Origin of the sequence: Ancylobacter sp. IITR112, from assembly GCF_041415945.1 — a bacterium.
Lineage (GTDB): Bacteria > Pseudomonadota > Alphaproteobacteria > Rhizobiales > Xanthobacteraceae > Ancylobacter.
In genome coordinates this window covers 3,776,070-3,799,882 of sequence record NZ_JBGCUS010000001.1, presented here as the reverse complement: position 1 = coordinate 3,799,882, position 23,813 = coordinate 3,776,070, and the positions used below count along the sequence as shown (strand labels likewise).

Below are 23,813 nucleotides of genomic sequence, written 5' to 3'. Positions count from 1 at the left end.
CGAAACGCTCTTAGCGGTAGACATACCAGCAGCGACGTACCGGACGGCCCCAGCGATTGCGCCGCACCGCGCAGACCCGGCGCCGCCGGCGCCGGCGGCGCCAGCCCGGAGGGGGTGGGCCGGGCGGACCCCATTGGGCGTCCTCGATCGCCGTGCCATCGGGTGTCCGGGCCGCGGCGTCGATCGCGTCCGGTGCGCGGGTCCCGCTATCGCGCAGCGGGCCCAAAGGGGCTGCCTCCGCCGAGGAAGCCAGCACCGTGCCGGCGGCGGCGCCCGCGCCCAGCACGCCGGCAAGGCCGAGCAAGAAGCCTCGTCTGTCCATGTTCGTCTCCACACTTCACCTGTGCCCGAGGGCTGCCGACGCCCGACAACGCGGCACGGGGAAGATGGTTCGCGGCTCCGCGACGCGCCCTTGGAGCGCCTTTCGCGGCCATTGTGCGCGCTTGCCGCCGGCGGGGCCGCGCGCGATAGTCAGGTCAGCGAATCGCAGAGGTCGGACATGAATGTCTTCGGCACCACATCCCGCAGCCTGCTGGCCCTCGGCGCTAAGGCCGCGGGCTGGGTGATCCGGGTCACGCTCGCGCTTGCCGTCGCCCTGCCGCTGCTGGCGGCGAGCCGGCCGGCGCAGGCGAGCAATTCCACCGGCGCGCTGATCGGCGGCCTCGTCGCCGGCGCCCTGATCGGCTCGGCGGTCACCGCCGCGGCGAACCAGCCCAAGACCTATTACTACGCGCCGCCGCCGCCCCCGCCGCCGGCCTATTACCCGCCGCCGCCGCGCCCGGTCTATGGCCCCGGCTATTGCGGCGCGCCGCCCTATCCGCCGTGCCGCACGCCGGTCTATTGAGACGCGGCGCTCCGCTCCTTCCGGTCACGTACCAGGGCACTCCCATGTTGAAGTCGGCCGCTACCGCGCTCTGCCTCATTCTCGGACTCGCTGCCGCGCAGGCCCCGGGGTCCGCACTGGCTCAGGCGCCCGCACAGTCTCAGGACGCGCCGGTTCAGCCGCCGCAGGCGCTCGATTCGTCCGGCGCCCCCACCGGGCCGTCCGACGCCGTGCCGCCCGCAGCCCCGGCCGGCGACACGCTGCCCGACGCGATTGCCTGCACCTTCGACAAGGTGTTCATCTGCGCCGCCGCCGGCTGCAATCCCTCGCCCGAGCTCGGCACGATCGACCTGCCGGCGCATTTCCTCATTCATTTCGGCGAGCAGATCATCGCCAGCGTGTCGGATGACAAGCGCCCGCATATCAGCTCGATCCAGAGCGTCATCGGCAATGGCGAGACGCTGATGCTGGACGGCAATGATGACATGGCGGCCTGGGCGATCGAACTCTCCCCCACCGCGCCGGAGGCGACGCTGTCGACGCTGGCCGGTGGCAAGGTGCTCAGCGCCTTCGGCACCTGCCAGAAGGCGGAGTGAGCGGCGCGGCGGCGCGCCGGACGGCAGAGTGGCCCGGCATCCCCGGCCGAGGCGTCGGCGCGTCGGCTTTTCGCTTGGCTCCGCCCGCCGTTTCGTTATAGACACCCCACCGCGCGGGCGTGGCGGAATCGGTAGACGCGGCGGACTCAAAATCCGTTTCTGGTGACAGAGTGTCGGTTCGAGTCCGACCGCCCGCACCAGCTTCTCTTAAAATCGGACCGAACGTTTCCACGCCGCTCCCGGCGGCGTGCACTCGTGGGGCGATGCCTAGCTGAGATAACCCTTCTCCAGCAGATAGGCGAAGATGCGTTCCGCCGCCGCTTCGGCCGCCAGCGCCCCGCTCGCAATGGTGATTTCCGGGTTCAGCGGCGGCTCATAGGGGCTGTCAATGCCGGTGAAATTGCGGATCTGTCCGGCCCGCGCCCGCTTGTACAGCCCCTTCACGTCGCGCTGTTCCGCCACCTCGAGCGGTGTGTCGACGAAGATCTCGACAAACTCTCCCGGCTCCAGAAGCTCGCGCGCCATCTCGCGTTCGGCCCGGAACGGCGAGATGAAGGAGACGAGCACGATCAGCCCGGCATCCACCATCAGCCGGGCGACTTCCGCCACGCGGCGGATATTCTCCACCCGGTCGGCATCGGTGAAGCCGAGATCCTTGTTCAGCCCGTGGCGGACATTGTCGCCGTCGAGCAGATAGCTGTGTCGGCCCAGCGCGTTGAGGCGCTTCTCCACCAGATTGGCGATGGTCGACTTGCCCGCCCCGGAGAGGCCGGTGAACCACAGCACCGCGGGCTTCTGCAGCTTCAGCCCGGCGCGGCTGGCCTTGGACACGTCCAGCGCCTGCCAATGTACATTGGTCGCCCGCCGCAGGCCGAAATCGACCATGCCGGCGCCGACCGTCTGGTTGGTCATGCGGTCGATGACGATGAAGGCGCCGGTCTGGGGAATGTCGGCGAAGGGGTCGATGGCGATCGGCTCATGGGTGGCGACATTGACCACCGCGACATCGTTCAGCGCCAGCGTCTTGGCGGCCAGCTTCTGGAAGCTGTTCACGTCGATGCGGTGCTTGATCTCGGTCACCGACATGACGACGGTGCGCGTGCCGATCTTCATGAGATAGGGCCGGCCCGGCAGCAGCGCCTCCTCATGCATCCAGATGAGATGCGCGGCGAACTGGTCGGTGACTTCCGGTCGGGCATTGGCCGCCGCGATCACATCGCCGCGCGAGGCGTCGATTTCGTCGGCAAGGGTGAGCGTCACCGCCTGGCCGGCCCCGGCCTCGGGCAGTTCCCCGTCGGCAGTGACGATGGCGGCGACGCGCGACGTGGCGCCCGATCCGGCGACGACCACCGCCTCGCCCACCCGAACCGTGCCGGAGGCGATGGTGCCGGAAAAGCCGCGGAAATTCAGGTTTGGCCGGTTGACCCACTGCACCGGCAGGCGGAACGGGCGTGTATGGGCGCCATCCTCCACCTCCAGCGTGTCGAGATGGTCGAGCAGCGAAGGGCCGTCATACCAGGGCGTGTTGGCGCTGCGGGCGATGACATTGTCGCCATGGCGGGCGGATATCGGGATCGGCACCAGTGTGCGGAAGCCGAACTGCGCGGCGAAGGCGCGGTATTCGGCGACGATCTGATCGAAGACCGCCTGCGAATAGTCCATCAGGTCGATCTTGTTGACCGCCAGCACCACATCCTTCAGCCCCAGCAGCGAGACGATGAAGGAATGCCGCCGCGTCTGGGTGAGGATGCCCTTGCGCGCATCGACCAGAATCACCGCCACATCGGAATTGGAGGCGCCGGTGGCCATGTTGCGGGTGTACTGCTCATGGCCGGGCGTGTCGGCGACGATGAATTTGCGCCGCTCGGTGGCGAAGAAGCGGTAGGCAACGTCGATGGTGATGCCCTGTTCGCGCTCCGCTGCCAGTCCGTCGACCAGCAGGGCGAAATCGAGGTCCTCGCCGGCGGTGCCGTGCTTGCGCGAATCCGAGGCGAGCGTCGCCAGTTGGTCTTCGAACAGCAGCTTGGTGTCGTAGAGCAGCCGGCCGATGAGGGTGGACTTGCCGTCATCCACGCTGCCGCAGGTGAGGAAGCGCAGCAGGCCCTTGCCCTCGTGCCGTGCGAGATAGTCGGCGGCGCCGAGGGAGGCGATGGTCTCGTTCATCAGAAATAGCCCTCGCGCTTCTTCTTCTCCATCGAGGCGGCCTCGTCATGGTCGATCAGCCGTCCGGCGCGCTCGGAGGTGCGGGCGAGCAGCATCTCGCCGACAATGGCTTCCAGCGTGTCGGCGTCGCTCTCGATGGCGGCGGTGAGCGGGTAGCAGCCGAGCGTGCGGAAGCGCACCCGCTTCATCTGCGGCACCTCGCCCGGCGCCAGCGGCAGGCGCTCGTCATCCACCATGATGAGTTGTCCGCCGCGCTCCACCACTGGCCGCTCGGCGGCGAAATAGAGCGGAACGATGGGGATGTTCTCGGCGAGGATGTATTGCCAGATGTCGAGTTCGGTCCAGTTGGACAGCGGGAACACCCGGATCGATTCCCCGGGCCGGACGCGGGCATTGTAGAGGTTCCACAGTTCCGGGCGCTGGCTCTTGGGGTCCCAGCCATGGCTGGCGGTGCGGAAGGAGAACACGCGCTCCTTGGCCCGGCTCTTCTCCTCGTCGCGCCGCGCGCCGCCAAAGGCGGCGTCAAAGCCGTGCAGGGTCAGCGCCTCTTTCAGCGCCTCGGTCTTCATCACATGGGTATAGAGCGATGAGCCGTGATCGAACGGGTTGATGCCGCGCGCGAGCCCATCCTGGTTGGTATGCACCAGCAGCTCGAAGCCAAGGCGCTTGGCCATGGCGTCGCGGAAGGCGATCATCTCGCGGAACTTCCACGTCGTGTCGATATGCATGAGCGGGAAGGGCGGCGGCGAGGGATAAAACGCCTTGGCCGCCAGATGCAGCATCACGGCGGAATCCTTGCCGATGGAATAGAGCATGACGGGATTGGCGAACTCGGCCGCCACCTCGCGCATGATGAAGATGGATTCCGCTTCCAGACGCCTGAGATGCGTCATCCGTTCAGACGACATCGAACCCGCCTATTTCTGGTGATGGCCGCCGCCTGTCGGACGCGCGGGTGCGGACATCCCGCGCCGCGGCGCGCGGGCGAGCCCTGCCATCCGCTCCGGAGCGACGCCGTCGCGGCCATGGATAGCGGCCATGGCCAGCGTGCGCGGAACCGGGTCGGATGACCGTGCCGGATTGAACCTCACACGCCGTTCTTAGACAGGCGAGGCAAGCGGGTCAATATCTCACAGGCAACATTCGGCATCATCGAAAATATACGGAAACAATATGTTCTTTGTCGGCTCGCGCCCCGCCGATCCCCCCTGCGCGTCCCGCGGGCCAAGACAGCCGGCATCCGCACCTTAGATAAGCTCTAAACTATTGATATTGCACGTTTATTCGATTTCACGTAGGTGTGAACGCGGATGAGGGTCAACGCCCGCGCGGCGTATGAGGTAGGGCAACGGTGACTGGCGACCTGAAAGTGGCGTTCCACACCCATGGGCCGGAGCTGCGCAACTATCTTCGCGGCCGCCTCGGCGATGCGCATATGGCCGCGGACCTCGTGCAGGACACGTTTCTGCGGGTGATCGAGCGTCCGGAAACCCGGGTGCAGGATCTGCGCGCCTATCTCTACACCGTCGCGCGCAATCTTCTGCTCAATCATCGCAAGCAGGAGGCCCGCCGGCGCACCGATGCCATGCCGCATGAATGGCTCGGGGACATCGCCGCCGATGCGCCCTCACCGGAAGACGCCGCCGACGCCACGCTGCAGCTTGAGCGCCTTCAGCGTTTCATTGGCGAACTCCCCGCGCGCACCCAGCAGATTTTCGTCCTGAACCGCGTCGACGGCCTGACCCAGCCGGAAGTGGCGCGTGCGCTGTCGATTTCGGAGAGCTCGGTGCAGAAACATCTGGCGATGGCGATCCAGCACGTGACGCAGCGGCTGCGCGCCCGCTAGACCTGTACAGGTTTACGGGTTTTGGCCGTGCCAGTTGTCTTCCCTTCTGGGAAGTCGGCAGGCGACGCGGTTGAGTGGGATGACGGCGTGAACGAGGATCAATCGTCGGAGACCGACCAGCGCGCGGCGCTGTGGGTCGCCCGTCTCGATGGCGGGCCGCTGGACGCGGCCGAACGCGCCGCCTTCCGGCACTGGCTCGCCGCCGACCCGGATCATCGCGCCGCGTTCGAGGAAGCGCACAGCGCCTGGCGCAGCCTCGATCTTCTGCGCCGCGAACCCGGCCCGCTGCGGGCGGTGCCGCGCCCCCGGGGCCGCAAGCCGCTCGGCCGGGCCGGGATGGCGGGCGCGGTCCTGCTGCTGCTTGCCGTGGGACTGGCGGTGCTGCGCTATCAGGTTGGCGATCCCTGGATCGCCCTCGCCGCCGACTGGCGCACGGCGCCCGGCCAGACCCTGCAGGTGACGCTGGCCGATGGCAGCCTCGTCGATCTCGGCCCGGAAAGCGCCATAGCGGTCGCCTTCACCGCGCGGGAACGCCGTGTCACCCTGCTGGCGGGCGAAGCCTTCTTTCAGGCGGCGCCGCGGGCAGGCGTGGAGGGTCGCCCCTTCGTGGTCGCCGCCGCGCAGGGCACCACCACCGCGCTCGGTACCCGCTTCCAGGTGGAGCATTGGGAGTCGGGCGCCCGGGTCACCGCCGTCGAGCACCGCATCGAGATCGCGCTCGATATGCCGGGGCGTGGCGACGAGCGCGTCGTGCTCTCGCCGGGCTCGGTGGTGGAATATGACGAGGCGGGCGGCATCGGCCCGATCGGTGCCGCCGATGTGGAGGAGGCGACCGCCTGGCGGCGGGGCCTGCTGGTGTTCGATTCGCTGCCGCTGGAGCAGGTGGTGCACCGGCTCAACCGCTACCGGCGCGGGCGCATCGTCATCGCCAATCCCTACCTTGCCCAGCGCAAGGTCAGCGGCGTGTTCGCCAGCGCCGATCTCGACGATGTCATTCGCACCATCACCGCCGAGCTCGGCGCCCATGCGTCTTCGCTGCCGCCGCTGGTCACGGTCCTGTACTGAGGCAAATTATTTTTACGGGGTTTGGCCGTCACGGTTGTCTTCCTTCACCAGAGACCGATCGCTGGCACGAGGGGATGGACCGCATGGCGGAGAATGGCGATTTCACGGGTGTTGGCGCGCGCCGCCGGCTGGCGGCGGGCCTGGTGGCGGGGCTGCTCGCCTCGGTCGCGCTGCCCGGCAGCGTGTCGGCCCAGCAATCCGTCGGCACCGCGGCGACCCGCATCGCCTTCGACATTCCGGCGCAGGATCTCAATCGCGGCGTGCTGAAATTCGCCCAGCGGGCCGGGGTTCAGGTGTTCTACGACACGGCGAAGCTCAAGGGCCGCCGCTCCTCCGCCGTCTCCGGCACGCTGACGCCGCAGGAAGCGCTGACCCGCCTGCTGGCCGGCACCGGCCTCGTCTACCGCTTCACCGGCCCCAGCCAGGTGACGATCGTCGATCCCACCGCCACCAGCGCGGTGGCTCCCGGCCCGGACGGCGCCATCGAACTCGGCACGATCGACGTGCAGGGCAATGGCACGGTCGGCTATGTCGCGACGGAAAGCACCGTCGGCACCAAGACCGACACGCCGCTGATCGAAACGCCGCAGTCCATCTCCGTCGTCACCCGCGACGAACTCGATGATCGCGACGTGCAGTCGCTGACCCAGGCGGTGGCCTATACGCCGGGCGTGCGCACCGGGCAGAGCGGCTTCGATCCGCGCTTCGATTCCTTCTCCATCCGCGGCTTCGACACCACCTATAATGGCATCTACCGCGACGGGCTGCGCTGGCCGGGCGCCAACATGTCGGTTTTCAAGATCGAGCCCTATGGGGTGGAGAGCGTCACCGTGCTGCGCGGCCCGAGCTCCGCGCTCTATGGTCTCGGCTCCCCCGGCGGCCTCGTCGATGTCACCTCCAAGCGCCCCACCGAGGAAGCCTTCGGCGAGGTGGAGCTTCAGGGCGGTAATTATGACTGGTGGCAGGGCCAGTTCGATGTCGGCGGTCCGATCGACAAGGACGGCCAGTTCCTCTACCGGCTGACCGGCCTGCTGCGCGACGCCGGTTCGCCGAATACGCTGGGCGGCGGCGTCAACGACATGGCGTTCATCGCCCCGGCGCTGACCTGGAAGCCGACCGACCAGACCCGCATCACCTTCCTCGGTGAGTACCAGCAGTCGGAGACTCCGGCCTCGCTGCCCTTCTATCAGTGGCAGGGAGGGGGCGGGACCTTCAGCCGCGCACCCGGCGACTATAACAGCCAGCCTCAGGAGCAGTGGCGTATCGGCTATCTCGCCGAGCACGACATCAACGACGTGTTCACCGTCCGCCAGAACCTGCGCTACGGCTCCGCCGACACCACGGTCCGCTATACCAGCGTCTACGATATCGACCCCGCCACCAACATCGCCACCCGCGGCACCGGCTATGTGCATGACCTGCTCGACTCCTTCGCCGTCGACAACCAGGTCCAGGCCGATTTCGTCACCGGCCCGGTGACACACAAGCTGCTCGTAGGTCTCGACTACACCTATCTCGCGCTGGACGGCGGCATCGGCTTCGGCACGGCGGCGGATTTCAACTTCAATACCGGCCAGCCGCTCGGCCCGACGTTCGACCCGCCGTTCAACTATGCCCGCTACAAGCAGACGCAGAGCCAGACCGGCATCTATGTGCAGGAACAGGCGACGTTCGACCGCTGGATCGTGACGCTGACCGGCCGCTACGACTGGGTGTCGTCCACGGATGACGACCTGCTGACCTTCACCACCGAGAACACCGACGACAACGCCTTCACCGGCCGAGCCGGCCTCACCTATCTGTTCGACAACGGCATCGCCCCCTATGTGAGCTACGCCACCTCTTTCGCGCCCACGCTCGGCGTCGATGCCAGCGGCAATGCTTTCGTGCCAACCACGGCGCGGCAGATCGAGGGCGGCGTGAAATATGTGCCGCCGGGCTTCGACGGCTATTTCACCGCCGCCGTGTTCCAGATCAACCAGGAGAACGGGCTCACCACCGATCCCATCAATCCGCTGTTCCAGGTGCAGACGGGCGAGGTTCGCGCCCGGGGCTTCGAGCTGGAGGCGGTGGCAAATCTCGGCAACGGGCTCAAGCTGCGCGGCGCCTACACTTATCTCGATCTCACCAATGTGGCCGGCGATCCCGACACGGTCGGACTCACCCCGTCCGGCCAGCCACAGAACGCCTTCGCCATCTGGGTGGACTACCAGTTCCAGGAGGGCAGCAAGCTGGCCGGGCTGGGTGTCGGCGCCGGCGTGCGCTACACCGGCGCCACCTGGGGCGACTCGCTCAATACCTTCCAGAACAGCGCCTATACGCTGGTCGACGCCAAGCTGAGCTATGACTTCAGCTATCTCAACGTGGCCCTCAAGGGTTGGAGCCTGCAGGTCAACGCGCAGAACCTGCTGGACGAGGAATACGTCACCTGCGATGCCGGCTATTGCTACATGGGGGCTCCCCGTACGGTCCTCGCCGGGCTGAAATATCGCTGGTAGGCGGTGCTCGTGCCCGCTCTCGACGCTGTCCCGACGCGGCGCGGCCTGGTGGCTGCCGCCGCGCTCGGCCTGGTGCTGGCGTCCTCGCGCCTGCGCGCCGAGCCGGCGCCGACGCCGAGGCGGATCGTCTCGCTGGATTACGGCCTCGCCGAAACCCTGCTGGCGCTGGGTGTGACCCCGCTCGCCATCGCCGAGGCGGATCAATGGGCGACCTGGGTGGTCGAGCCGCCCATGCCGCCGGATGTGGTCAATCTCGGCGCGGCGCAGGAGGCCAATCTCGAGCTTCTGTCCGTGCTGAAGCCCGATCTCATCCTCTCCACCCCCTATCTCGATGCGCTGCGCCCGACCCTGCAACGCATCGCCCGCACCGAGATCTTCGCCATCAACACGCCCGAGCCCGGCACGCCCTATGTGCGCAGCGTCGACGCGACAAGGCGGCTCGGCGGGCTGATCGGGCGGGCGGGCGAGGCGCAGGCGCTGATCGCCGCCAGCGCCGCGCAGATGGCCGCCACCCGCGCCGCGCTCGCCCCGCAGGCCGGGCCCCCTGTGTTTCTCGTCAGCTTCATGGACACCCGTCATGTCCGCGTCTATGGCGCCAAGAGCCTGTTCGACGATGTGCTGACGCTGTGCGGCCTCACCAATGCCTGGCAGGGCCACGCCAATTACTGGGGCTTCGCCACGGTCGGCATCGAGCAACTGGCGCGCGCGCCCGAGGCGCGGCTGATCTATGTCGAGCCGATCGCCGCCGATGTGCGCGCGGCGCTCGCCCGCTCGCCGCTGTGGAACAGTCTCGGCTTCGTCCGCGCGGGACGAGTGCACGCCATGCCGCCGGTGCTGATGTTCGGTATGCTGCCGTCCGCCATGCGCTTCGCCCGGCTGCTGCAAAACACCCTTGCCGGGGACGAACGCATATGAATAGCCGGCTCTCGATCAGTGCCGGTCCTCTGGTCGGCGTGCTGGCGCTCGCCGCTTTCGGCCTGACGCTGGCGACCCTGGCCAGCCGGCTTCCTCCCGCCCTGTGGCTGGAGGCGCTGACGGCGCCCGACGCCGCGGACATCGGCCAGATGCTGGTGCACTACAGTTTCGCGCCGCGCCTCGTCACCTCGCTGCTGTGCGGCGGCGCGCTCGGCCTCGCCGGCGCCCTCCTGCAAATGGCGCTGCGCAATCCGCTGGCTTCACCCACCACGCTGGGCGTGTCGGCCGGCGCCAATCTCGCCCTTGCCGCGGCGATGCTGTGGGCGCCGTCCCTGCTGGCCGCGGGGCGGGAATGGACGGCGATGGCCGGCGGGCTTCTCGCCGCGCTCATCGTGCTCGGCCTGTCCTGGCACCGGCGGCTGTCGCCGCTCACCGTCGTTCTGGCCGGCATGGTGGTCAGCCTCTATTGCGCCGCGCTGGCGGCGATGCTGGCCCTGTTCAACAGCCATTATCTCGCTGGCCTGTTCATCTGGGGCGGCGGCTCGCTGAGCCAGCAGGACTGGGAAATCCCGCTGTTCCTCGCCCCCCGTCTCGCTCTCGCCGGCGTCGCCGCCGCGCTGCTGGTGCGCCCTCTCACCCTGCTGACGCTGGACGACGATCAGGCCCGCAGCCTCGGCCTCTCCGTGCCGCTGATCCGGCTGGCGACGCTGGCGCTCGCCGTCGCCCTCACCGGCTTCGTCGTCGGCACGGTCGGCGTCATCGGCTTCATCGGCCTCGCCGCCCCGGCGCTGGTGACGGCCGCCGGCACCCGCCGGGTCGGGCCGCGGCTGCTCGGTTCCGCCCTGCTCGGCGCCGTGCTGCTGTGGCTGACCGACCAGGGCGTGCAGAGCCTCGCCGGCGACTCCGCCGAAATGGTGCCGACCGGCGCCGTCACCGCCCTGTTCGGCTCGCCTCTGTTGCTGTGGCTGGTGTCCCGCCTGCGGCTGTCGCTGCAAAAGCCCGCCGGGCCGGAGGAGGCCGTCCGCCGCGCCGGGCGTCCGCTTGTGGTTCTCGGCGGGCTCGGGCTCGTTCTGCTGGTTCTCGTCGTTCTGTCGCTCAGTCTCGGCTATGGCCCGGAGGGCTGGAGCCTCGCGCCCGATCTCCTGGAATGGCGCTGGCCGCGTGCGGTCGTCGCCCTTGCGGCCGGCGTGATGCTGGCCTGCGCCGGCGGCATGCTGCAGCGTATGACCGGCAACCCGATGGCGAGCCCGGAGGTGCTGGGCGTCAGCGCCGGCGCCGCCTTCGGCCTGATCATCGCCATGTTCGCGCTCGACGCGAGCGGCCGCGCCGAGCAGCTCGGCGCCGCCTCCCTCGGCGCGCTGCTCGCCTTGCTGGCGATCCTGGCGCTGGGCCGGGGCCGCGCGGCGGCGCCGGAGCGGGTGCTGCTGGCCGGCGTCGCGCTCGGGGCGATGTTCGATGCGCTGGTCACCGCGCTGATGGCGGGCGGCGATCCGCGCGCCATGCTGCTGCTCAACTGGATGACCGGCTCGACCTATGCGGCGAGCGCCGGCGATGCCGGCGTGGCGCTCATCGCCGCCGTGGCGAGCCTTGCCGCGTTGCCGCTGCTCGCCCGCTGGCTGGATATCGCCCCGCTCGGCGGCATCACCTCCACGGCGCTCGGCCTGTCGCCACGCCGCAGCCAGGCCGTGCTGCTCATGGCGACGGCGGCGATGACGGCGGTGGCCACGCTGGTGATCGGTCCGCTGACCTTTGTCGGGCTGATGGCGCCGCACCTCGCCCGGTTTCTCGGGCTGCAGCGGGCATTGCCGCAACTGGTCGCGGCGGCGCTGGTCGGCGGCATCATCATGGTGACGGCCGACTGGCTGGGCCGCACCCTCGCCTTTCCCTGGCAGATACCGGCGGGGCTGACCGCCACCTTCATTGGCTGCCCGGCCCTGATGTGGCTGCTGGCCCGGAGACAACGCGCATGACGATGCCCGCCCACATCCCCGGTACCGTATGGTTCGACCTTGCCTCGCGGGCGGGCGGCGAGCCGCATCGCATCTATCTCTACACCCCACCGGGCGAGCCGCCCGCCGGCGGCTGGCCGGTGCTGTACCTGCTCGACGGCAATGCGGTCATCGCCACGGCGGTGGAGGCCCTGCGGGCGCAAGCGCCCTATACGCTGGGCACCGGCATCGGCTTCGGAGTGATCGTCGCCATCGGCTATCCCACCGAGGAGGCCTATGACAGCCTGCGCCGCTCCTGGGATCTCGGCCCGCCGCCCGGCCAGACCTACCCCCCTTTCGTCGAGGGCGGCCCGCCGGTGCGCACCGGCGGCGCGGACGAATTCTTCGCCTTCATCGAGAACGAGGTGAAGCCCGAGATCGCCCGCCGCGTGCCGGTCGATCCGGGCCGGCAGGCGATCTTCGGCCATTCCTTCGGCGGGCTGTTCGTGCTGCACGCGCTGTTCCGGCAGCCCGACGCCTTTTCCGCCTGGATCTCGGCGAGCCCGGCGATCTGGTGGGAAGGCGCCGGCATCGTGGCGCGGGCGCAGGCCTTCGTGATGGATGGGAAGGGCGGGGGTGGGCGGCTGCTGCTGCTGGTCGGGGAATATGAGCAGAAGCTCGCCCCGTTCCAGATCGGCGCGGTGGATGCCGAGAAGCGGCTCGCCAGCTTCCTTGAGAGCCGCATCGTCGACAACACGCGGGAAATGGCCGAGCGGCTGGCGCCGGTCCCCGGTCTCGCGACCGCCTATGAATTCCTGCCGGGCGAAAACCACATGTCGGTGCTGCCGGCCGCGATCAACCACGCCCTGCGCGTCGCCTTCGCGGCCAAACCCGACGAGTAAGTCCGGCGGGTGGCGAGTGTCAGCCCCCGCCGCCTCGCCTCAGACCGCCACTCCGAGCCGGCGCCAGAGCGGAACGGGCCCCGCGCGCAGCTTCTCGATCAGCTCGCCGAGTTCCCCGGCATCCGCCGCGCCGAGCGCCCGGCCGTTCCGCCGTATCTTGTGGCCCGTGCTCTCGGTCTGGCCGATGACCCGGGCGGCGATGTCCGCGGAGGGCGCGTCCGGGTTGGCGAGCAGTGCCGGCAGTGCGAGACGGTCGAACTGGGCGGTGGCGATGGCCGAGCCGGCAACGGGCGCGGCAAGGAAGCGATGGGTATCCGTGGCGCCGGCCATGGCGCAGACGGCGGCATTGAGCCGCCGGGCCGCGCTCTGGTCCTGCGCGCCGCCATCACGGCGGCAGGGAAGCGCCGCGCCGTTCTCCACCATCAGTTCGATCACGATCGGCACATCACTGGCGGCGAAGCCCTCGGCACCGGCCCGCTCGATGATCTCCTGCCCGGTCGCGGTGCCTTCGCTCAGAAGCGAGACGACGGCGTCCACCAGGCCCGGCCGGGGACGTGCCTCGCCGGCGGGAACCTTCCAGCTCTCCTTTTCCGTCGCCGCCACGGCCGTGAGGGCGAAGCGACTGCGCGCGAAGCTCTGCCATTGCTCGGCCGGAGTCAGCGCGATCGGCCCCTTCACATAGACATCGCGGCGGAACTGCTTGTTGGCGACGAAGTCCTTGATCTGCTCGCGCATATCGAGGTCGGTCGCGGAATTGACCAGCTCGTGCATGTCTTTCGGCACGGCGAGCGACAGGCGGTTTTCGCCGATGGCGGCCGAGCCGACATAGGTGAGCTTGGCCTCGCGGAACTGCGCGAAGGCGTCCGTCACATAGATCGGCGACCAGAAATCGTTCAGGAACTCATGCGCGAGGTAGTTCACGTCCTGCTTGGCAATGATGTCGAGCCGGTTTCGCGCCGTCGGGTTCTGCGCCGTATAGGCGCAGTTGGGCTGCGCCAGCCGCAGGATCATGTCCCGCGCCTGGGCGACGCGGGCCGCGCTGTCGCCGGTGGACCGGGCAGCCACTTGGCGGATCATGTGCTGCAGCGGGGCGACCGCCGCCCAGCCGGGATAGGTGTTGTAGCTGACATAGGCGATGCCGCCCGGCCGCAACCGCGTGCGCAGGAAGGCGACGATGTCGCGTCGCGCCTCGGGGCTCACCCAGGTGAACACGCCGTGCAGGGTGACGAAGTCGAAATCGTCCAGCCCCGGATCGCCCGATGTCACCGCGTCGCCGAAGCTCGCCTCGACGAAGCTGAGATTGGCCAGGCCGACCTTCTCGGCGAAGGCGCGGGCCTCGGCGATGTGGGTCGGGTTGAAGTCGATGCCGACCACATCCATGTCGGCATTGGCGGCGGCGAGCAGGGCGGTGCCGTAGCCCCGGCCGCAACCGAGTTCGCAGTAACGCAGCCTGCGCCCCTCCGGCGGGCCCTTCACCCCGTTGGATTCGCAGACATAGTTCAGAAAGGCGGGAGAGAGTTCACGATAAAACCCCAAGGTGTAGGCAATGTCGCTGACATAGCCGCCCATCCAACGCGCCGACATGATATCCCCCCGGAAGACCCCGCATGAGCCTGTCCGGCTACATAGGGGGGCGAGCCGGCCCGGATCAAGCGGCGGTCGCCGGCGACGCCATGCGCCTTACCCCGCCCGGCGCGAGGGAAAAGGCGATAAAGGTCTTCCGCTCCGAAGCCGCATTGGCGGAACGTGGGAAAGAAAGCGCCAAAAGCGTTTGAAGTTCAGTGCCTTAGAAAAGACGTGGCCTCCCGGAAGGGAATCGAACCCCTGACCCCAGGTTTAGGAAACCTGTGCTCTATCCTGCTGAGCTACCGGGAGTGACCGCGCGTACATGACCCGAATTGGGTGCGGCGATCAAGGGGGTAGGGGCTCGTCGGAAGGCGTCGCCGCCGGGGAGGTTCGGCCGTGGGCGCTTCCTGGCCGGGGCGCGCTGGCAGGGTGGGCGCGGGCCGGGCTTTGCGCTAGGCTCTCGCCTCATGCCCAGGTGAGCTGTCGGCGATGGCCGGTCGCGGCGGCGGGCGCCGCAATCACTCTCGGCCGCGCGATTTCGTGAGGACCCATGGCGCCGCGCCTGCCTCCCGCGCCTGCTCCGCCGCTCCGGTCTCCCGCCGCCGGATGTCGCCTTGCGGCGCTGGTGGCCGGCCTGCTGGTGCTGCTGCCGGTGGCCGGGACATCGGCCGAGGCCGGCCCGCCGGTCGGCCGCGAGGTCGCAGCCGTCCCCTGTCCGAACCCGGTCGAGGAGCGGGGCCATGTGTCGGAGGTGACGGCGGCCGGCGACCTTGTCCTCGCCGATGGCACGGTGCTGCGCCTCGCCGGGCTTGCCGGCGGCGGTTCGGGCGCCGACGTGGTCTGGCGCGCCGAGCTTGCGGCGCGCGTGAAGGGAGGCGAGATCACTTTCGCCGCCGGCCCCAGGCGCGACCGCTATGGCCGCCGTGCGGCGCTGGTGCGTGATCATACCCCCGCCGGTGGGGCCGGACCCGCCGCGGCGCCGACGCTGCAGCAGGAGGTGCTGCGCGCCGGTCTGGCGCTGGTGCGGCCGGAAGACATGGTAGAAGCCTGTCTTCCCGCCTGGTTCGCCGCCGAGGCAGCGGCCCGGCGCGCGGGGCGCGGGCTGTGGCGCCGCCTGCCGGTGGCGGCAGCGAATATCGAGGCTTTGCGCGCCGCGCAGGGGCGCTTCACAATCGTGGCAGGCCGCATTGTTGACGTTGGAAAGACACGCCGCGTGGATTACCTCAATTTTGGCCGGGTTTGGCGTCAGGATATGACCGGCAGGGTTGAGGCCGAAGGGCGCGCGGCGCTGGAAGCGCGCGGGCTCACGGCCGACGAGCTTGCCGGACGGTGGGTGCGGCTGCGCGGCACGCTGTTCGAGGCCGGCGGCCCGGCGATCACGCTGCGCCGGGCGGAGCAGATGGACATCATCCTTGAGCGCGGGCAGGCTCCGCGCGCGGAGGATGGCGACAACGAGGTTTCCGGCCGGCAGCGGCCGACAGGGGGCGAGTGACGGCGGTGAGGGGCAGGAACAGGATGCAGCGCGCCGCGCCCTTCGGGCGTGCGCTGGCGCGCGCCTGCCTGCTGGGCGTGGCGCTGTTCGTCGCCGGCTGCGCGGCGGTCGACGACAAGCAGGCCACTGCCCCCTCGATGAGCCAGCCGCTGGACGCGCTCCCGCCGGCGCAGCGCAAGGAACATGAGCGCCTCGTTGCCTCCTATGGCGGCGCCTATAACGATCCGAAGCTGCAGAAGCAGATCGAGGTGGTGGTCGCGCGCCTCGTCGCCGCCTCCGAGCGGCCGGATCTGCATTACCGCGTCACCATCCTCAATTCGCCCGCGGTCAACGCCTTCGCCTTGCCCAATGGCTCGCTCTATGTGACGCGCGGCCTGCTGGCGCTCGCCTCCGACAATGCGGAACTTGCCTCGGTGCTGGCGCATGAGATGGCGCATGTCATCGCCAACCATGCGGCGACGCGCGAGGACCAGATGAAGCAGGCGGTGCTGGTCAGCCGCGTCATTTCCGATGTGGTGAACGATTCCGATCTCGGCGCGCTGGCGCTGGCGCGCAGCCGGGTGTCGCTCGCCAGCTTCTCGCGTGGGCAGGAACTGGAGGCGGACGCGATCGGCGTCGGCATCAGCGCGCGGGCCGGCTACGACCCCTATGGCGCGGAGCGCTTCCTCACCACCATGGGGCGGCAGGCCGGCATGCGCTCGCTCTCGGTCAACCAGAACGCCAGCACGGACTCGCCGGATTTCCTCGCCAGCCATCCGGCGACGCCCGAGCGTATTTCCATCGTCATGGCCAATGCGCGCGAATATGCGGCGCCGGACAAGCCGGGCGAGCGCGACCGCAAGCAATATCTCGAGGCGATTGACGGCCTCGTCTATGGCGATGACCCGAAGGAAGGCTTCGTCCGCGGCAGCCGCTTCTTCCATCCCAAGCTGGGCTTCACCTTCACCGCGCCGCCGGGCTTCACGCTGGAGAACACCTCGCAGGCGGTGCTGGGCGCCAGCGCCTCCGGGCGCGAGGCGCTGCGGCTCGACGCGGTGCGCGTCGCCGGCGACCAGTCGCTGGGGCAGTATCTGTCCTCGGGCTGGATCGAGGGGGTGGAGATTTCCACCGTGGAAAGCCTGGTGCTCAACGGCTTCCCCGCCGCGACAGCCGTGGCGCGCGGCGACCAGTGGTCGTTCCGCATGTTCGCCATCCGCTTCGGCAGCGATGTCTATCGGCTGATCTTCGCCGCCCGGCAGTTGACGCCGGAACTCGACCGCGCCTTCCGCGCGGCGGCGGAAACCTTCCGCCGCGTGTCGATCGAGGAGGCGGAGAACGTCAAGCCGCTGCGCCTGCGCATCGTCACCGCCGGGCTGACCGACACGCCGGAGCGGCTGGCGGCGAAGATGGATGTGCAGGACAAGGCGCTGGAGCGCTTCCTCATTCTCAACGGGCTCAATCGCGGCGACAAGCTCGGCTATGGCGAGCCCTACAAGATCATCGCGGAATAGGCCGAGGTCGGCTACTGAGGCTGCGCCTCGGGCCTGCTTCAGGCAGTGAACGCCCCGCGCGGCACGTCCGGCCCGTTGGTCAGCGCGAAGCGCAGTTTCTCGATGGCGCGGCTCTCGATCTGCCGCACCCGCTCCTTGGAAATGCCGAGCCGGGCGCCCAGCACTTCCAGCGTCTCGCTCTCATCATTCAGCCGCCGGGCCTTGATGATGCGGAATTCGCGCTCGTTCAGCCCGCGCAGCGCCCGCACCAGCCAGCGGCGCTGGCGCTCGCCGTCGATCTCGCGGCTCACCTGCTCGTCGGGCAGCGGATCGGGAGCGACAAGCTGGTCGAGCCGCTCGCCGCCGTCCTCCTCGCCAACGGCGAGCGGCGCGTTGAGCGAGAGGTCGGGAATGTTCAGCCGCGCATCCATGCGCGCGACCTCGGTGGGGCTGACGCCGAGCTTTTCGGCGATGGAGCGGTGCATCTCCTCGCGGGTGGGCATCGCGCCGCCCTCACTGGCGCGCTCCAGCCGCGCCCGCACCCGGCGCAGGTTGAAGAACAGCGCCTTCTGGCCGGAGGAGGTGCCGCCGCGCACGATCGACCAGTTGCGCAGCACATAGTCCTGGATCGCCGCGCGGATCCACCAGGTGGCATAGGTGGAGAAGCGCACATCGCGTGCCGTCTCGAAGCGGGCGGCGGCTTCCATCAGCCCGATATGGCCTTCCTGGATCAGGTCCGGCATGGGCAGGCCGTAATTGCGGAAACGGCGGGCAATGGCCAGGGCGAGGCGCATATGGGCGTGGATCAGGGCGTGCAGCGCCTTCTGGTCGCCTTCCTCGCGCCAGCGACGGGCGAGCTCGGCTTCCTGCTCGCGTTCAAGCAGCGGCGTCGCCATGGCGGTGCGCGCCATCAGGGTGCTGCGGCTGGCCGGGTCGCTCATGCGCCTCTCCCCTCTCTGCCGGGGGATGGCGTCAAGGCGGACATGCCGCCGGACACGCCGCCCCGGGCCCGATCGGGCTATCAACGCGCGCGCGGCCGGGAAGTTCCCGCGCGGCGGGTGCGAGATAGGGCGGGGGAGGCGGATGTCAACGAAAAGGCCCGGCAGGAGCCGGGCCTTCGGGAGTCGGGGCACGCCGCGCGCAGCGGGGCCGGGAGCGCGAGGCTCAGGCGGCGGCTTCCTCGGTATCGGCCTCGTCGTCGGCCTCCACCGCGTCGGCTTCCGCCTCGCCCTTGCCGGTGCGGCGCGGGCCCTTGAGCAGGTTCTGCTCGATGAGCTTGATCGCCTCGGTCTCGGTCAGGTTGTCGACGGCGGCGAGTTCGCGCGCCATACGGTCGAGGGCGGCCTCGTAGAGCTGGCGCTCGGAATAGGACTGCTCGGGCTGCGCCTCGGAACGGTAGAGGTCGCGCACCACTTCCGAGATGGCGACCAGGTCGCCGGAATTGATCTTGGCCTCATATTCCTGCGCGCGGCGGCTCCACATGGTGCGCTTCACGCGGGCGCGGCCCTTCAGCGTTTCCAGCGCCTTTTTCATCACCGTCGGCTCGGAGAGCTTGCGCATGCCGACCGAAGCGATCTTCGGCACGGGCACGCGCAGCGTCATCTTGTCCTTCTCGAAATGGATGACGAACAGCTCAAGCTTGAAGCCCGCAACTTCCTGGTCCTCGATCGCCATAATACGCCCGACGCCATGGGACGGATAGACGATGTGCTCGCCCGTCTTGAAACCCTGGCGGATGTTGCTGGACGGCTTCTTGGTCGACGTCATTCTGTGCCTGCTCCTGGGTCTCGGTTCATCCGGCGCCGCGTCGCCCTCGGCGCGCTGCCGCCTGCGGCCCGGCCGCAGGGAAAAGAAACACCCCGGCACCCCGCGGATGCGGGAGCCGTCTTTCAGCCGTCGACGGAAAATTCAGGGATGCTCTTCCCGCGGCGTGCGCCGCACGAGGAGCGAAGACCCGACATTGGTTCCGGGAGGGGCGCTCCGGGACGGGAGCGTTGCGCCATGGCAAACCCAATCGACTGCACGAAAGGCTTTATAGCACAAATCGGGGGAGAATCAAAATACTGCCGCATTGCAGCGCGTAACAGCGCGCTGCCGCCGGCAGCAAGAGCCGCGGCGAATCACAGGGCCGGCAGGCTTCCGCTGGGGCCGCCGCTCAGTCCTGCTTACCCGGTTCGGGCGAGAGATACTGTAGCTTGTCGGGCACACCGTCCCACTCCTTGGCGTCCGGCAGCGGCTCTTTGCGGTCGGTGATGTTCGGCCAGACCTTGGCGTAGTCGGCGTTCAGAGTCAGCCATTTGTCGAGCCCCGGCTCAGTGTCCGGCTTGATCGCCTCCGCCGGGCATTCAGGTTCGCACACGCCGCAGTCGATGCACTCGTCCGGGTGGATGACGAGGAAATTCTCGCCCTCATAGAAGCAGTCCACCGGGCACACGGAGACGCAGTCGGTGTATTTGCACTTGATGCAATTATCCGTGACTACGTAGGTCATTGCTCAGGTCTCCGTGCGGGACATGTGAATTAGGCGCGCCAGACGGCCCCGCAACGGCTCCCCTACCGCACCTTCCGGAACCGCGCAACATCCCTCAGGTGCCGGGCACGCATGGGAGCACTGCATGGCAGAGATGCCGCCGGCTAGAGGCCCGGTCCATTCGGGGGCAGCTAGGGCGGCGGCTCCGCCGTCAGTTCCACATAGGTGGTGAGCGCGCTCGCCGCATCCCCCCGCCGCTCGATAAAGCCGGTCACACGCCACAGCCGAACCCGGGCGTCGAGCGACAGGGTGAGCACGTCGCCGGGTCGCACGGCCTGGCCGGGGGCGGTGACGCGCGCGCCATTCAGCCGCACCCTTCCGGCCTTCACCAGAGCGGCGGCGCTGCTGCGCGTACGCACGCAGCGGGCGTGGAACAGCCAGATATCGAGCCGCTGGCGCGCAGGCTCCACGCCGCCTTCGACCGCCGGCGGGCCAAAACCCGGACGGGAGCCGGCGCCACGCACGACTCAGCCGCCCTTCTTCTCCGCTTCCATGCGCGCCTTGAGGGCGAGCAGGGCGGCGAAGGGCGAATCCGGATCGACCGGCTTGTCGCGGCGGGGTTCGCTGCGCGTCTCGCCGCGATGCTCATTGCGGTGGTCGGGCCGGCCATGGCCGCGGTCCGGACGGTCACCGCGCTCGGGACGCGGCGGACGGGGACCGCTCTCGCGGCGATTCTCGTCGCGGCGGTTCTCGTCCCGGCGCGGCTCGCGCTCGCCCTCGGGACGGCGCTCGCGCCGCTCGTCGCGCGGCGGGCGACGGCCGCGCTCGCCTTCAGGGCGATCCCCTTGCGGACGATCCCCCTGCGGACGATCTCCCTGCGGCCGCTCGCGGCGCGCCTCGCTGGCCCCGGCTTCCGCCGGCGCCCCGCCACGCGGCCCCGATCGGTCCTGCGCGGCGCCCTCGCGGGCACCCTGTCCGCCCCGACGCCCGCCATGGGCGGGGCGGTTCTGCCCCGGCGGGCGGCCGGGACGCCAGATCTCGATCATCGCCGGCTCGGCGGGCGCCTCGGCGGCGATCTCCGTCGCGACGGCATCGCTGGCGGGGGGCTCGCTCGCGGCGACCTCGGTTGCGCTGGCCTCGACCGGCGCCGCCAATGGCTCCGCGGCCGGCTCGGTGGTCTGCTCGACGGCCGGCTCGACGGTCTGGTCGAACACCGGATCGGTGAACACCGCGCCGCTGACCGCGCCATCATCGACCGGCAGCGCCGCGCGCGGCGGCTCGGCGGTCGCGGCCGCAGGCTCCTCCAGCGCCGGCTCGACCGTCTGGTCGAAGGCGACATCGGTGCCGACCGGCACCTCGGCCGCCGCACTGTCAGCCGCCCCGGCCTCGGCGGCAATTGTCGCGGTCGCGGTGATCTCGGTCGCGGAGTTTTCAGTCGCGGTGGTATCGGTCGCGGTGGTATCGGTCGCGGGCGTCGGCGCGGCCGGGGCCTCCACCGGCGCCGGGCGGCGTTCCATGCGGTAGCCGAGCGAGCGCAGGATGGAAGCGAAGTCCTCGCCCGCGCAGCCGGCCAGCGAGGTCATCGCCACCGTGGCGACGAAGCCGTTGCCGTCGAACGCGCCTGCCGGCTTCTCGCCGGGCGAATTGGGCCGCCAGGCCAGCGCCGGGCGGATGAGATCGGCGAGGCGTTCGAGAATATCCACGCGCACCGCCCGCTCGCCGGCCACGCGGAAGCCGACGGCACGGTAGAGACCCTTCTGGATTTCCGGGTCGACCGGAATCGAGGTGCGGCCCGAGGCGGCGAGGTGCGGCAGCTCGTCCAGCCCCTTCTGCTGCAGCCCGCCATGCTTGAGCGCCCAGAGCTGCGCCGCCAGCGCGCGCGGTGCCGGCTTCAGCAGCGCGGGGAGGTAGATGTGGTGGGCGCCGAAACGAACGCCATGGCCGCGCAGCACCGCGCGGGCCTCCTGCGGCAGCGCCTTCATTTCCTCGGCGACGCGGTGGCGTTCCAGCACGCCGAGCGATTCGACCAGTTGGAAGGCAATGCCGCGGGCGATGCCGGTCACGTCCTCGGCCTTGCCGAGCACCATGAGGGCGCCGAGCAGCTTGTCGATATGCGCCTTCAGCCACAGCTCGATGCGCGCCTGCACCGCGTCGCGGGCCGGACCGGTGAGATGTTCGTCGGCGATGATCTTGAGGCGCGGGGTCAGCACCTCCTCGCCGGGAATGAGCTTGGCGACGGGATCGCCGATCCAGCGCAGCGTGCCGTCGGTGGAGAGCACGAAGGCGTCGTCGCCTGCCTCGGAAAGCCGCGCGGCGCGGGCCTCGATCTCGCCGGCCAGCGCCTTCTGCGCGGCGGCGCGCAGCGCCTTGGCCTCCGGCCCGCCGGCGGAGGCGTCCGCGGCGAACTGGAAACCGAGGAGATGGCCGATCACATGGCCTTCGACGACGACATCGCCGGTCTTGGTGATTTCAGTTTCGAGCATCGCGTTCTCTCGCAGGCGTCTCATCAGCACGCTGGTCCGGCGATCGACGAAGCGGTGGGCGAGCCGCTCGTGAAGCGCATCGGACAGCCTATCCTCTACACGCCGCGTGACACCCTGCCAGTGTTCCGGGTCGTCGAGCCAGTCCGGCCGGTTCGCCGCGAAGGTCAGAGTACGGACCTGCGCTATGCGTCCCGACAGGGTGTCTATGTCACCTTCCGCTCGGTCCGCCAAGGCCACTTGTTTGCCAAACCACTCCGCAGACAGCCTTCCGCGCTGCATCAGGTCGGCATAGACCGTCGCCACCAGGTCGGAATGCGAGGCCGGGGAGACCTTGCGGTAGTCCGGCAACTGGCAGGCTTCCCACAGCCGCTCGATCGCCTGCGGGCTGCTGGCGAGGCGGCGGATGGCGGGATCATTGGCGAGCCGCTCCAGCACCAGCACGTCGTCGGCGGTGGGCGCGCGGGTCAGCCCTTCCTCGCGCGGCGGGATGGCGAGCGAGCGGTTGAGCCCTTCGATCGAGGCGAAATCGAGCTGGCTGTTGCGCCATTGCGCCATGCGGTGCGGCTCGAAGGCGTGCGCTTCCAGCCGTTCCACCATTTCCGCGTCGAACGGCGTGCAGCGCCCTGTCGTGCCGAAGGTGCCGTCGCGCTGGGCGCGGCCGGCGCGGCCGGCGATCTGCGCCAGCTCGCCGGGGTTGAGCCGGCGGAACTGCCAGCCGTCGAATTTGGTGTCGCCGGCGAAGGCGACATGGTCGACATCGAGATTGAGCCCCATGCCGATGGCGTCGGTGGCGACGAGATAGTCGACATCGCCATTCTGGTACATCGCCACCTGGGCGTTGCGGGTGCGGGGCGAGAGCGCGCCCAGCACCACCGCCGCCCCGCCCTGCTGGCGGCGGATCAGCTCGGCGATGGCATAGACCTCGTCGGCCGAGAAGGCGACGATGGCCGAGCGGCGCGGCAGGCGGGTGATCTTCTTCTCGCCGGCGAAGGTGAGGTTGGACAGGCGCGGGCGCACCAGAATGTTCACGCCCGGCAGCAGCTTCTCCACCAGCGGGCGCATGGTGGCGGCGCCGAGCAGCAGCGTTTCTTCGCGGCCGCGCCGGTTCAGCAGCCGGTCGGTGAAGACGTGGCCACGGTCGAGATCGGCGGCGATCTGGATTTCGTCCAGCGCCACGAAGGCGACATCGAGATCCCTCGGCATCGCCTCGACGGTCGCGACCCAGTAGCGCGGATTGTCCGGCTTGATGCGCTCCTCGCCGGTGATCAGCGCGACATTGTGCTCGCCGGCGCGCTCCACCAGCTTGCCATAGACCTCGCGGGCGAGCAGGCGCAGCGGCAGGCCGATCAGCCCGGAGGAATGGCCGAGCATGCGCTCGATGGCCAGACTGGTCTTGCCGGTATTGGTGGGGCCCAGAACGGCAGTGACACCGCGCGCGCGCTCGCCGGGCCGAAGCGGTAGCGACTGGGACCTGAACGTACTGGCATTCCCCGGCGGGGCGGCGATATTCATACGACACTGGATCCGTCGGGCCGGAAGGGCGGCCCTTTTAGCACGAGGCAGCGACCCGCGGCGAGCCGTCCTTCATCCCCGATGA

20 protein-coding genes and 2 tRNA genes are annotated in these 23,813 nt (G+C 69.4%); 12 read left to right on the top strand and 10 right to left on the bottom strand.

From position 1 onward, the window contains the following. Positions 1-10: 10 nt before the first annotated feature. Entirely contained in the window at positions 11-322 is a 312-nt protein-coding gene (locus AAC979_RS18055; RefSeq protein ID WP_371348271.1) for a hypothetical protein, read from the bottom strand. A 177-nt stretch (positions 323-499) separates the two neighbouring features. Here AAC979_RS18055 and AAC979_RS18050 point away from each other — a divergent pair, with 177 nt between their 5' ends. The 3 genes from AAC979_RS18050 to AAC979_RS18040 all read left to right on the top strand — a co-directional run bounded on the left by AAC979_RS18050 (position 500) and on the right by AAC979_RS18040 (position 1,619). Next, positions 500-844 (top strand): hypothetical protein, encoded by a 345-nt coding sequence (locus AAC979_RS18050; RefSeq protein WP_371348270.1) that lies wholly within the window; start codon positions 500-502, stop codon positions 842-844. Between the two features lie 44 nt (positions 845-888). Further along, a complete protein-coding gene (locus tag AAC979_RS18045; RefSeq protein WP_371348269.1) occupies positions 889-1,419 on the top strand; it encodes a hypothetical protein in 531 nt (176 codons plus the stop codon). A gap of 113 nt (positions 1,420-1,532) precedes the next feature. Further along, positions 1,533-1,619: transfer RNA gene (locus tag AAC979_RS18040), tRNA-Leu, on the top strand. 67 nt (positions 1,620-1,686) lie between these two features. On the opposite strand, the gene cysN is transcribed toward AAC979_RS18040, so the two are convergent. Both cysN and cysD read right to left on the bottom strand, forming a co-directional pair. Further along, positions 1,687-3,582 (bottom strand): sulfate adenylyltransferase subunit CysN, encoded by a 1,896-nt coding sequence (gene cysN, locus AAC979_RS18035; protein ID WP_371348268.1) that lies wholly within the window; start codon positions 3,580-3,582, stop codon positions 1,687-1,689. Further along, positions 3,582-4,490 (bottom strand): sulfate adenylyltransferase subunit CysD, encoded by a 909-nt coding sequence (cysD, locus tag AAC979_RS18030; RefSeq protein WP_371348267.1) that lies wholly within the window; start codon positions 4,488-4,490, stop codon positions 3,582-3,584. Before cysD ends, cysN begins: the two co-directional genes overlap by 1 nt. A gap of 443 nt (positions 4,491-4,933) precedes the next feature. Between cysD and AAC979_RS18025 the strand changes: the two genes are divergently transcribed. The 6 genes from AAC979_RS18025 to AAC979_RS18000 all read left to right on the top strand — a co-directional run bounded on the left by AAC979_RS18025 (position 4,934) and on the right by AAC979_RS18000 (position 12,736). Further along, positions 4,934-5,428: an RNA polymerase sigma factor gene (locus AAC979_RS18025; protein ID WP_371348266.1), complete on the top strand. Its 495-nt coding sequence runs from the start codon at positions 4,934-4,936 to the stop codon at positions 5,426-5,428. Positions 5,429-5,515: 87 nt separating this feature from the next. Beyond that, positions 5,516-6,493, top strand: coding sequence for a FecR domain-containing protein (locus tag AAC979_RS18020; protein ID WP_371348265.1), 978 nt, complete (start codon positions 5,516-5,518; stop codon positions 6,491-6,493). Positions 6,494-6,576: 83 nt separating this feature from the next. Next, a complete protein-coding gene (locus tag AAC979_RS18015) occupies positions 6,577-8,991 on the top strand; it encodes a TonB-dependent siderophore receptor (protein ID WP_371348264.1) in 2,415 nt (804 codons plus the stop codon). Between the two features lie 9 nt (positions 8,992-9,000). Continuing rightward, positions 9,001-9,906: an ABC transporter substrate-binding protein gene (locus AAC979_RS18010; RefSeq protein ID WP_371348263.1), complete on the top strand. Its 906-nt coding sequence runs from the start codon at positions 9,001-9,003 to the stop codon at positions 9,904-9,906. Then, entirely contained in the window at positions 9,903-11,876 is a 1,974-nt protein-coding gene (gene fhuB / locus AAC979_RS18005) for a Fe(3+)-hydroxamate ABC transporter permease FhuB (protein WP_371348262.1), read from the top strand. The genes AAC979_RS18010 and fhuB overlap by 4 nt, the downstream gene beginning before the upstream one ends. Beyond that, positions 11,873-12,736: an alpha/beta hydrolase gene (locus AAC979_RS18000; RefSeq protein WP_371348261.1), complete on the top strand. Its 864-nt coding sequence runs from the start codon at positions 11,873-11,875 to the stop codon at positions 12,734-12,736. The genes fhuB and AAC979_RS18000 overlap by 4 nt, the downstream gene beginning before the upstream one ends. A 39-nt stretch (positions 12,737-12,775) precedes the next feature. Here the strand turns inward: AAC979_RS18000 and AAC979_RS17995 are convergent, their stop codons facing one another. After that, entirely contained in the window at positions 12,776-14,320 is a 1,545-nt protein-coding gene (locus AAC979_RS17995; protein ID WP_371348260.1) for a methyltransferase regulatory domain-containing protein, read from the bottom strand. Positions 14,321-14,343: 23 nt separating this feature from the next. On the opposite strand from AAC979_RS17995, the gene AAC979_RS17990 reads away from it, so the two are divergent. Beyond that, positions 14,344-14,511: a hypothetical protein gene (locus AAC979_RS17990; protein WP_371348259.1), complete on the top strand. Its 168-nt coding sequence runs from the start codon at positions 14,344-14,346 to the stop codon at positions 14,509-14,511. Between the two features lie 23 nt (positions 14,512-14,534). Here AAC979_RS17990 and AAC979_RS17985 read toward each other — a convergent pair. Further along, positions 14,535-14,611 (bottom strand) — tRNA-Arg (locus tag AAC979_RS17985). A gap of 241 nt (positions 14,612-14,852) precedes the next feature. On the opposite strand from AAC979_RS17985, the gene AAC979_RS17980 reads away from it, so the two are divergent. Both AAC979_RS17980 and AAC979_RS17975 read left to right on the top strand, forming a co-directional pair. Beyond that, complete coding sequence (locus tag AAC979_RS17980; protein ID WP_371348258.1) at positions 14,853-15,794, top strand: nuclease; 942 nt, start codon at positions 14,853-14,855, stop codon at positions 15,792-15,794. 23 nt (positions 15,795-15,817) lie between these two features. After that, entirely contained in the window at positions 15,818-17,284 is a 1,467-nt protein-coding gene (locus AAC979_RS17975) for a M48 family metalloprotease (RefSeq protein WP_371348257.1), read from the top strand. Between the two features lie 38 nt (positions 17,285-17,322). Here the strand turns inward: AAC979_RS17975 and AAC979_RS17970 are convergent, their stop codons facing one another. The 5 genes from AAC979_RS17970 to AAC979_RS17950 form a co-directional block, all read right to left on the bottom strand. Beyond that, complete coding sequence (locus AAC979_RS17970) at positions 17,323-18,204, bottom strand: RNA polymerase factor sigma-32 (protein ID WP_371348256.1); 882 nt, start codon at positions 18,202-18,204, stop codon at positions 17,323-17,325. A 223-nt stretch (positions 18,205-18,427) separates the two neighbouring features. Then, complete coding sequence (locus AAC979_RS17965; RefSeq protein WP_371348255.1) at positions 18,428-19,030, bottom strand: CarD family transcriptional regulator; 603 nt, start codon at positions 19,028-19,030, stop codon at positions 18,428-18,430. A gap of 388 nt (positions 19,031-19,418) precedes the next feature. Then, positions 19,419-19,754, bottom strand: coding sequence for a ferredoxin FdxA (gene fdxA, locus AAC979_RS17960; RefSeq protein WP_371348254.1), 336 nt, complete (start codon positions 19,752-19,754; stop codon positions 19,419-19,421). Positions 19,755-19,924: 170 nt separating this feature from the next. Continuing rightward, positions 19,925-20,203 (bottom strand): RNA-binding S4 domain-containing protein, encoded by a 279-nt coding sequence (locus AAC979_RS17955; protein WP_371348253.1) that lies wholly within the window; start codon positions 20,201-20,203, stop codon positions 19,925-19,927. Between the two features lie 57 nt (positions 20,204-20,260). After that, positions 20,261-23,728 carry a helicase-related protein gene (locus AAC979_RS17950; RefSeq protein ID WP_371348252.1) on the bottom strand — a complete coding sequence of 1,156 codons (3,468 nt, stop codon included), beginning with the start codon at positions 23,726-23,728 and terminating at the stop codon, positions 20,261-20,263. Between the last annotated feature and the right edge of the window lie 85 nt (positions 23,729-23,813).

What these genes read in the sequence shown, in the direction of transcription:
- AAC979_RS18055 (WP_371348271.1), bottom strand. Translation starts at nt 322, where the DNA reads ATGGACAGACGAGGCTTCTTGCTCGGCCTTGCCGGCGTGCTGGGCGCG.
- AAC979_RS18050 (WP_371348270.1), top strand. Translation starts at nt 500, where the DNA reads ATGAATGTCTTCGGCACCACATCCCGCAGCCTGCTGGCCCTCGGCGCT.
- AAC979_RS18045 (WP_371348269.1), top strand. Translation starts at nt 889, where the DNA reads ATGTTGAAGTCGGCCGCTACCGCGCTCTGCCTCATTCTCGGACTCGCT.
- cysN (WP_371348268.1), bottom strand. Translation starts at nt 3,582, where the DNA reads ATGAACGAGACCATCGCCTCCCTCGGCGCCGCCGACTATCTCGCACGG.
- cysD (WP_371348267.1), bottom strand. Translation starts at nt 4,490, where the DNA reads ATGTCGTCTGAACGGATGACGCATCTCAGGCGTCTGGAAGCGGAATCC.
- AAC979_RS18015 (WP_371348264.1), top strand. Translation starts at nt 6,577, where the DNA reads ATGGCGGAGAATGGCGATTTCACGGGTGTTGGCGCGCGCCGCCGGCTG.
- fhuB (WP_371348262.1), top strand. Translation starts at nt 9,903, where the DNA reads ATGAATAGCCGGCTCTCGATCAGTGCCGGTCCTCTGGTCGGCGTGCTG.
- AAC979_RS18000 (WP_371348261.1), top strand. Translation starts at nt 11,873, where the DNA reads ATGACGATGCCCGCCCACATCCCCGGTACCGTATGGTTCGACCTTGCC.
- AAC979_RS17995 (WP_371348260.1), bottom strand. Translation starts at nt 14,320, where the DNA reads ATGTCGGCGCGTTGGATGGGCGGCTATGTCAGCGACATTGCCTACACC.
- AAC979_RS17990 (WP_371348259.1), top strand. Translation starts at nt 14,344, where the DNA reads ATGAGCCTGTCCGGCTACATAGGGGGGCGAGCCGGCCCGGATCAAGCG.
- AAC979_RS17980 (WP_371348258.1), top strand. Translation starts at nt 14,853, where the DNA reads ATGGCGCCGCGCCTGCCTCCCGCGCCTGCTCCGCCGCTCCGGTCTCCC.
- AAC979_RS17975 (WP_371348257.1), top strand. Translation starts at nt 15,818, where the DNA reads ATGCAGCGCGCCGCGCCCTTCGGGCGTGCGCTGGCGCGCGCCTGCCTG.
- AAC979_RS17970 (WP_371348256.1), bottom strand. Translation starts at nt 18,204, where the DNA reads ATGAGCGACCCGGCCAGCCGCAGCACCCTGATGGCGCGCACCGCCATG.
- AAC979_RS17965 (WP_371348255.1), bottom strand. Translation starts at nt 19,030, where the DNA reads ATGACGTCGACCAAGAAGCCGTCCAGCAACATCCGCCAGGGTTTCAAG.
- fdxA (WP_371348254.1), bottom strand. Translation starts at nt 19,754, where the DNA reads ATGACCTACGTAGTCACGGATAATTGCATCAAGTGCAAATACACCGAC.
- AAC979_RS17950 (WP_371348252.1), bottom strand. Translation starts at nt 23,728, where the DNA reads ATGAATATCGCCGCCCCGCCGGGGAATGCCAGTACGTTCAGGTCCCAG.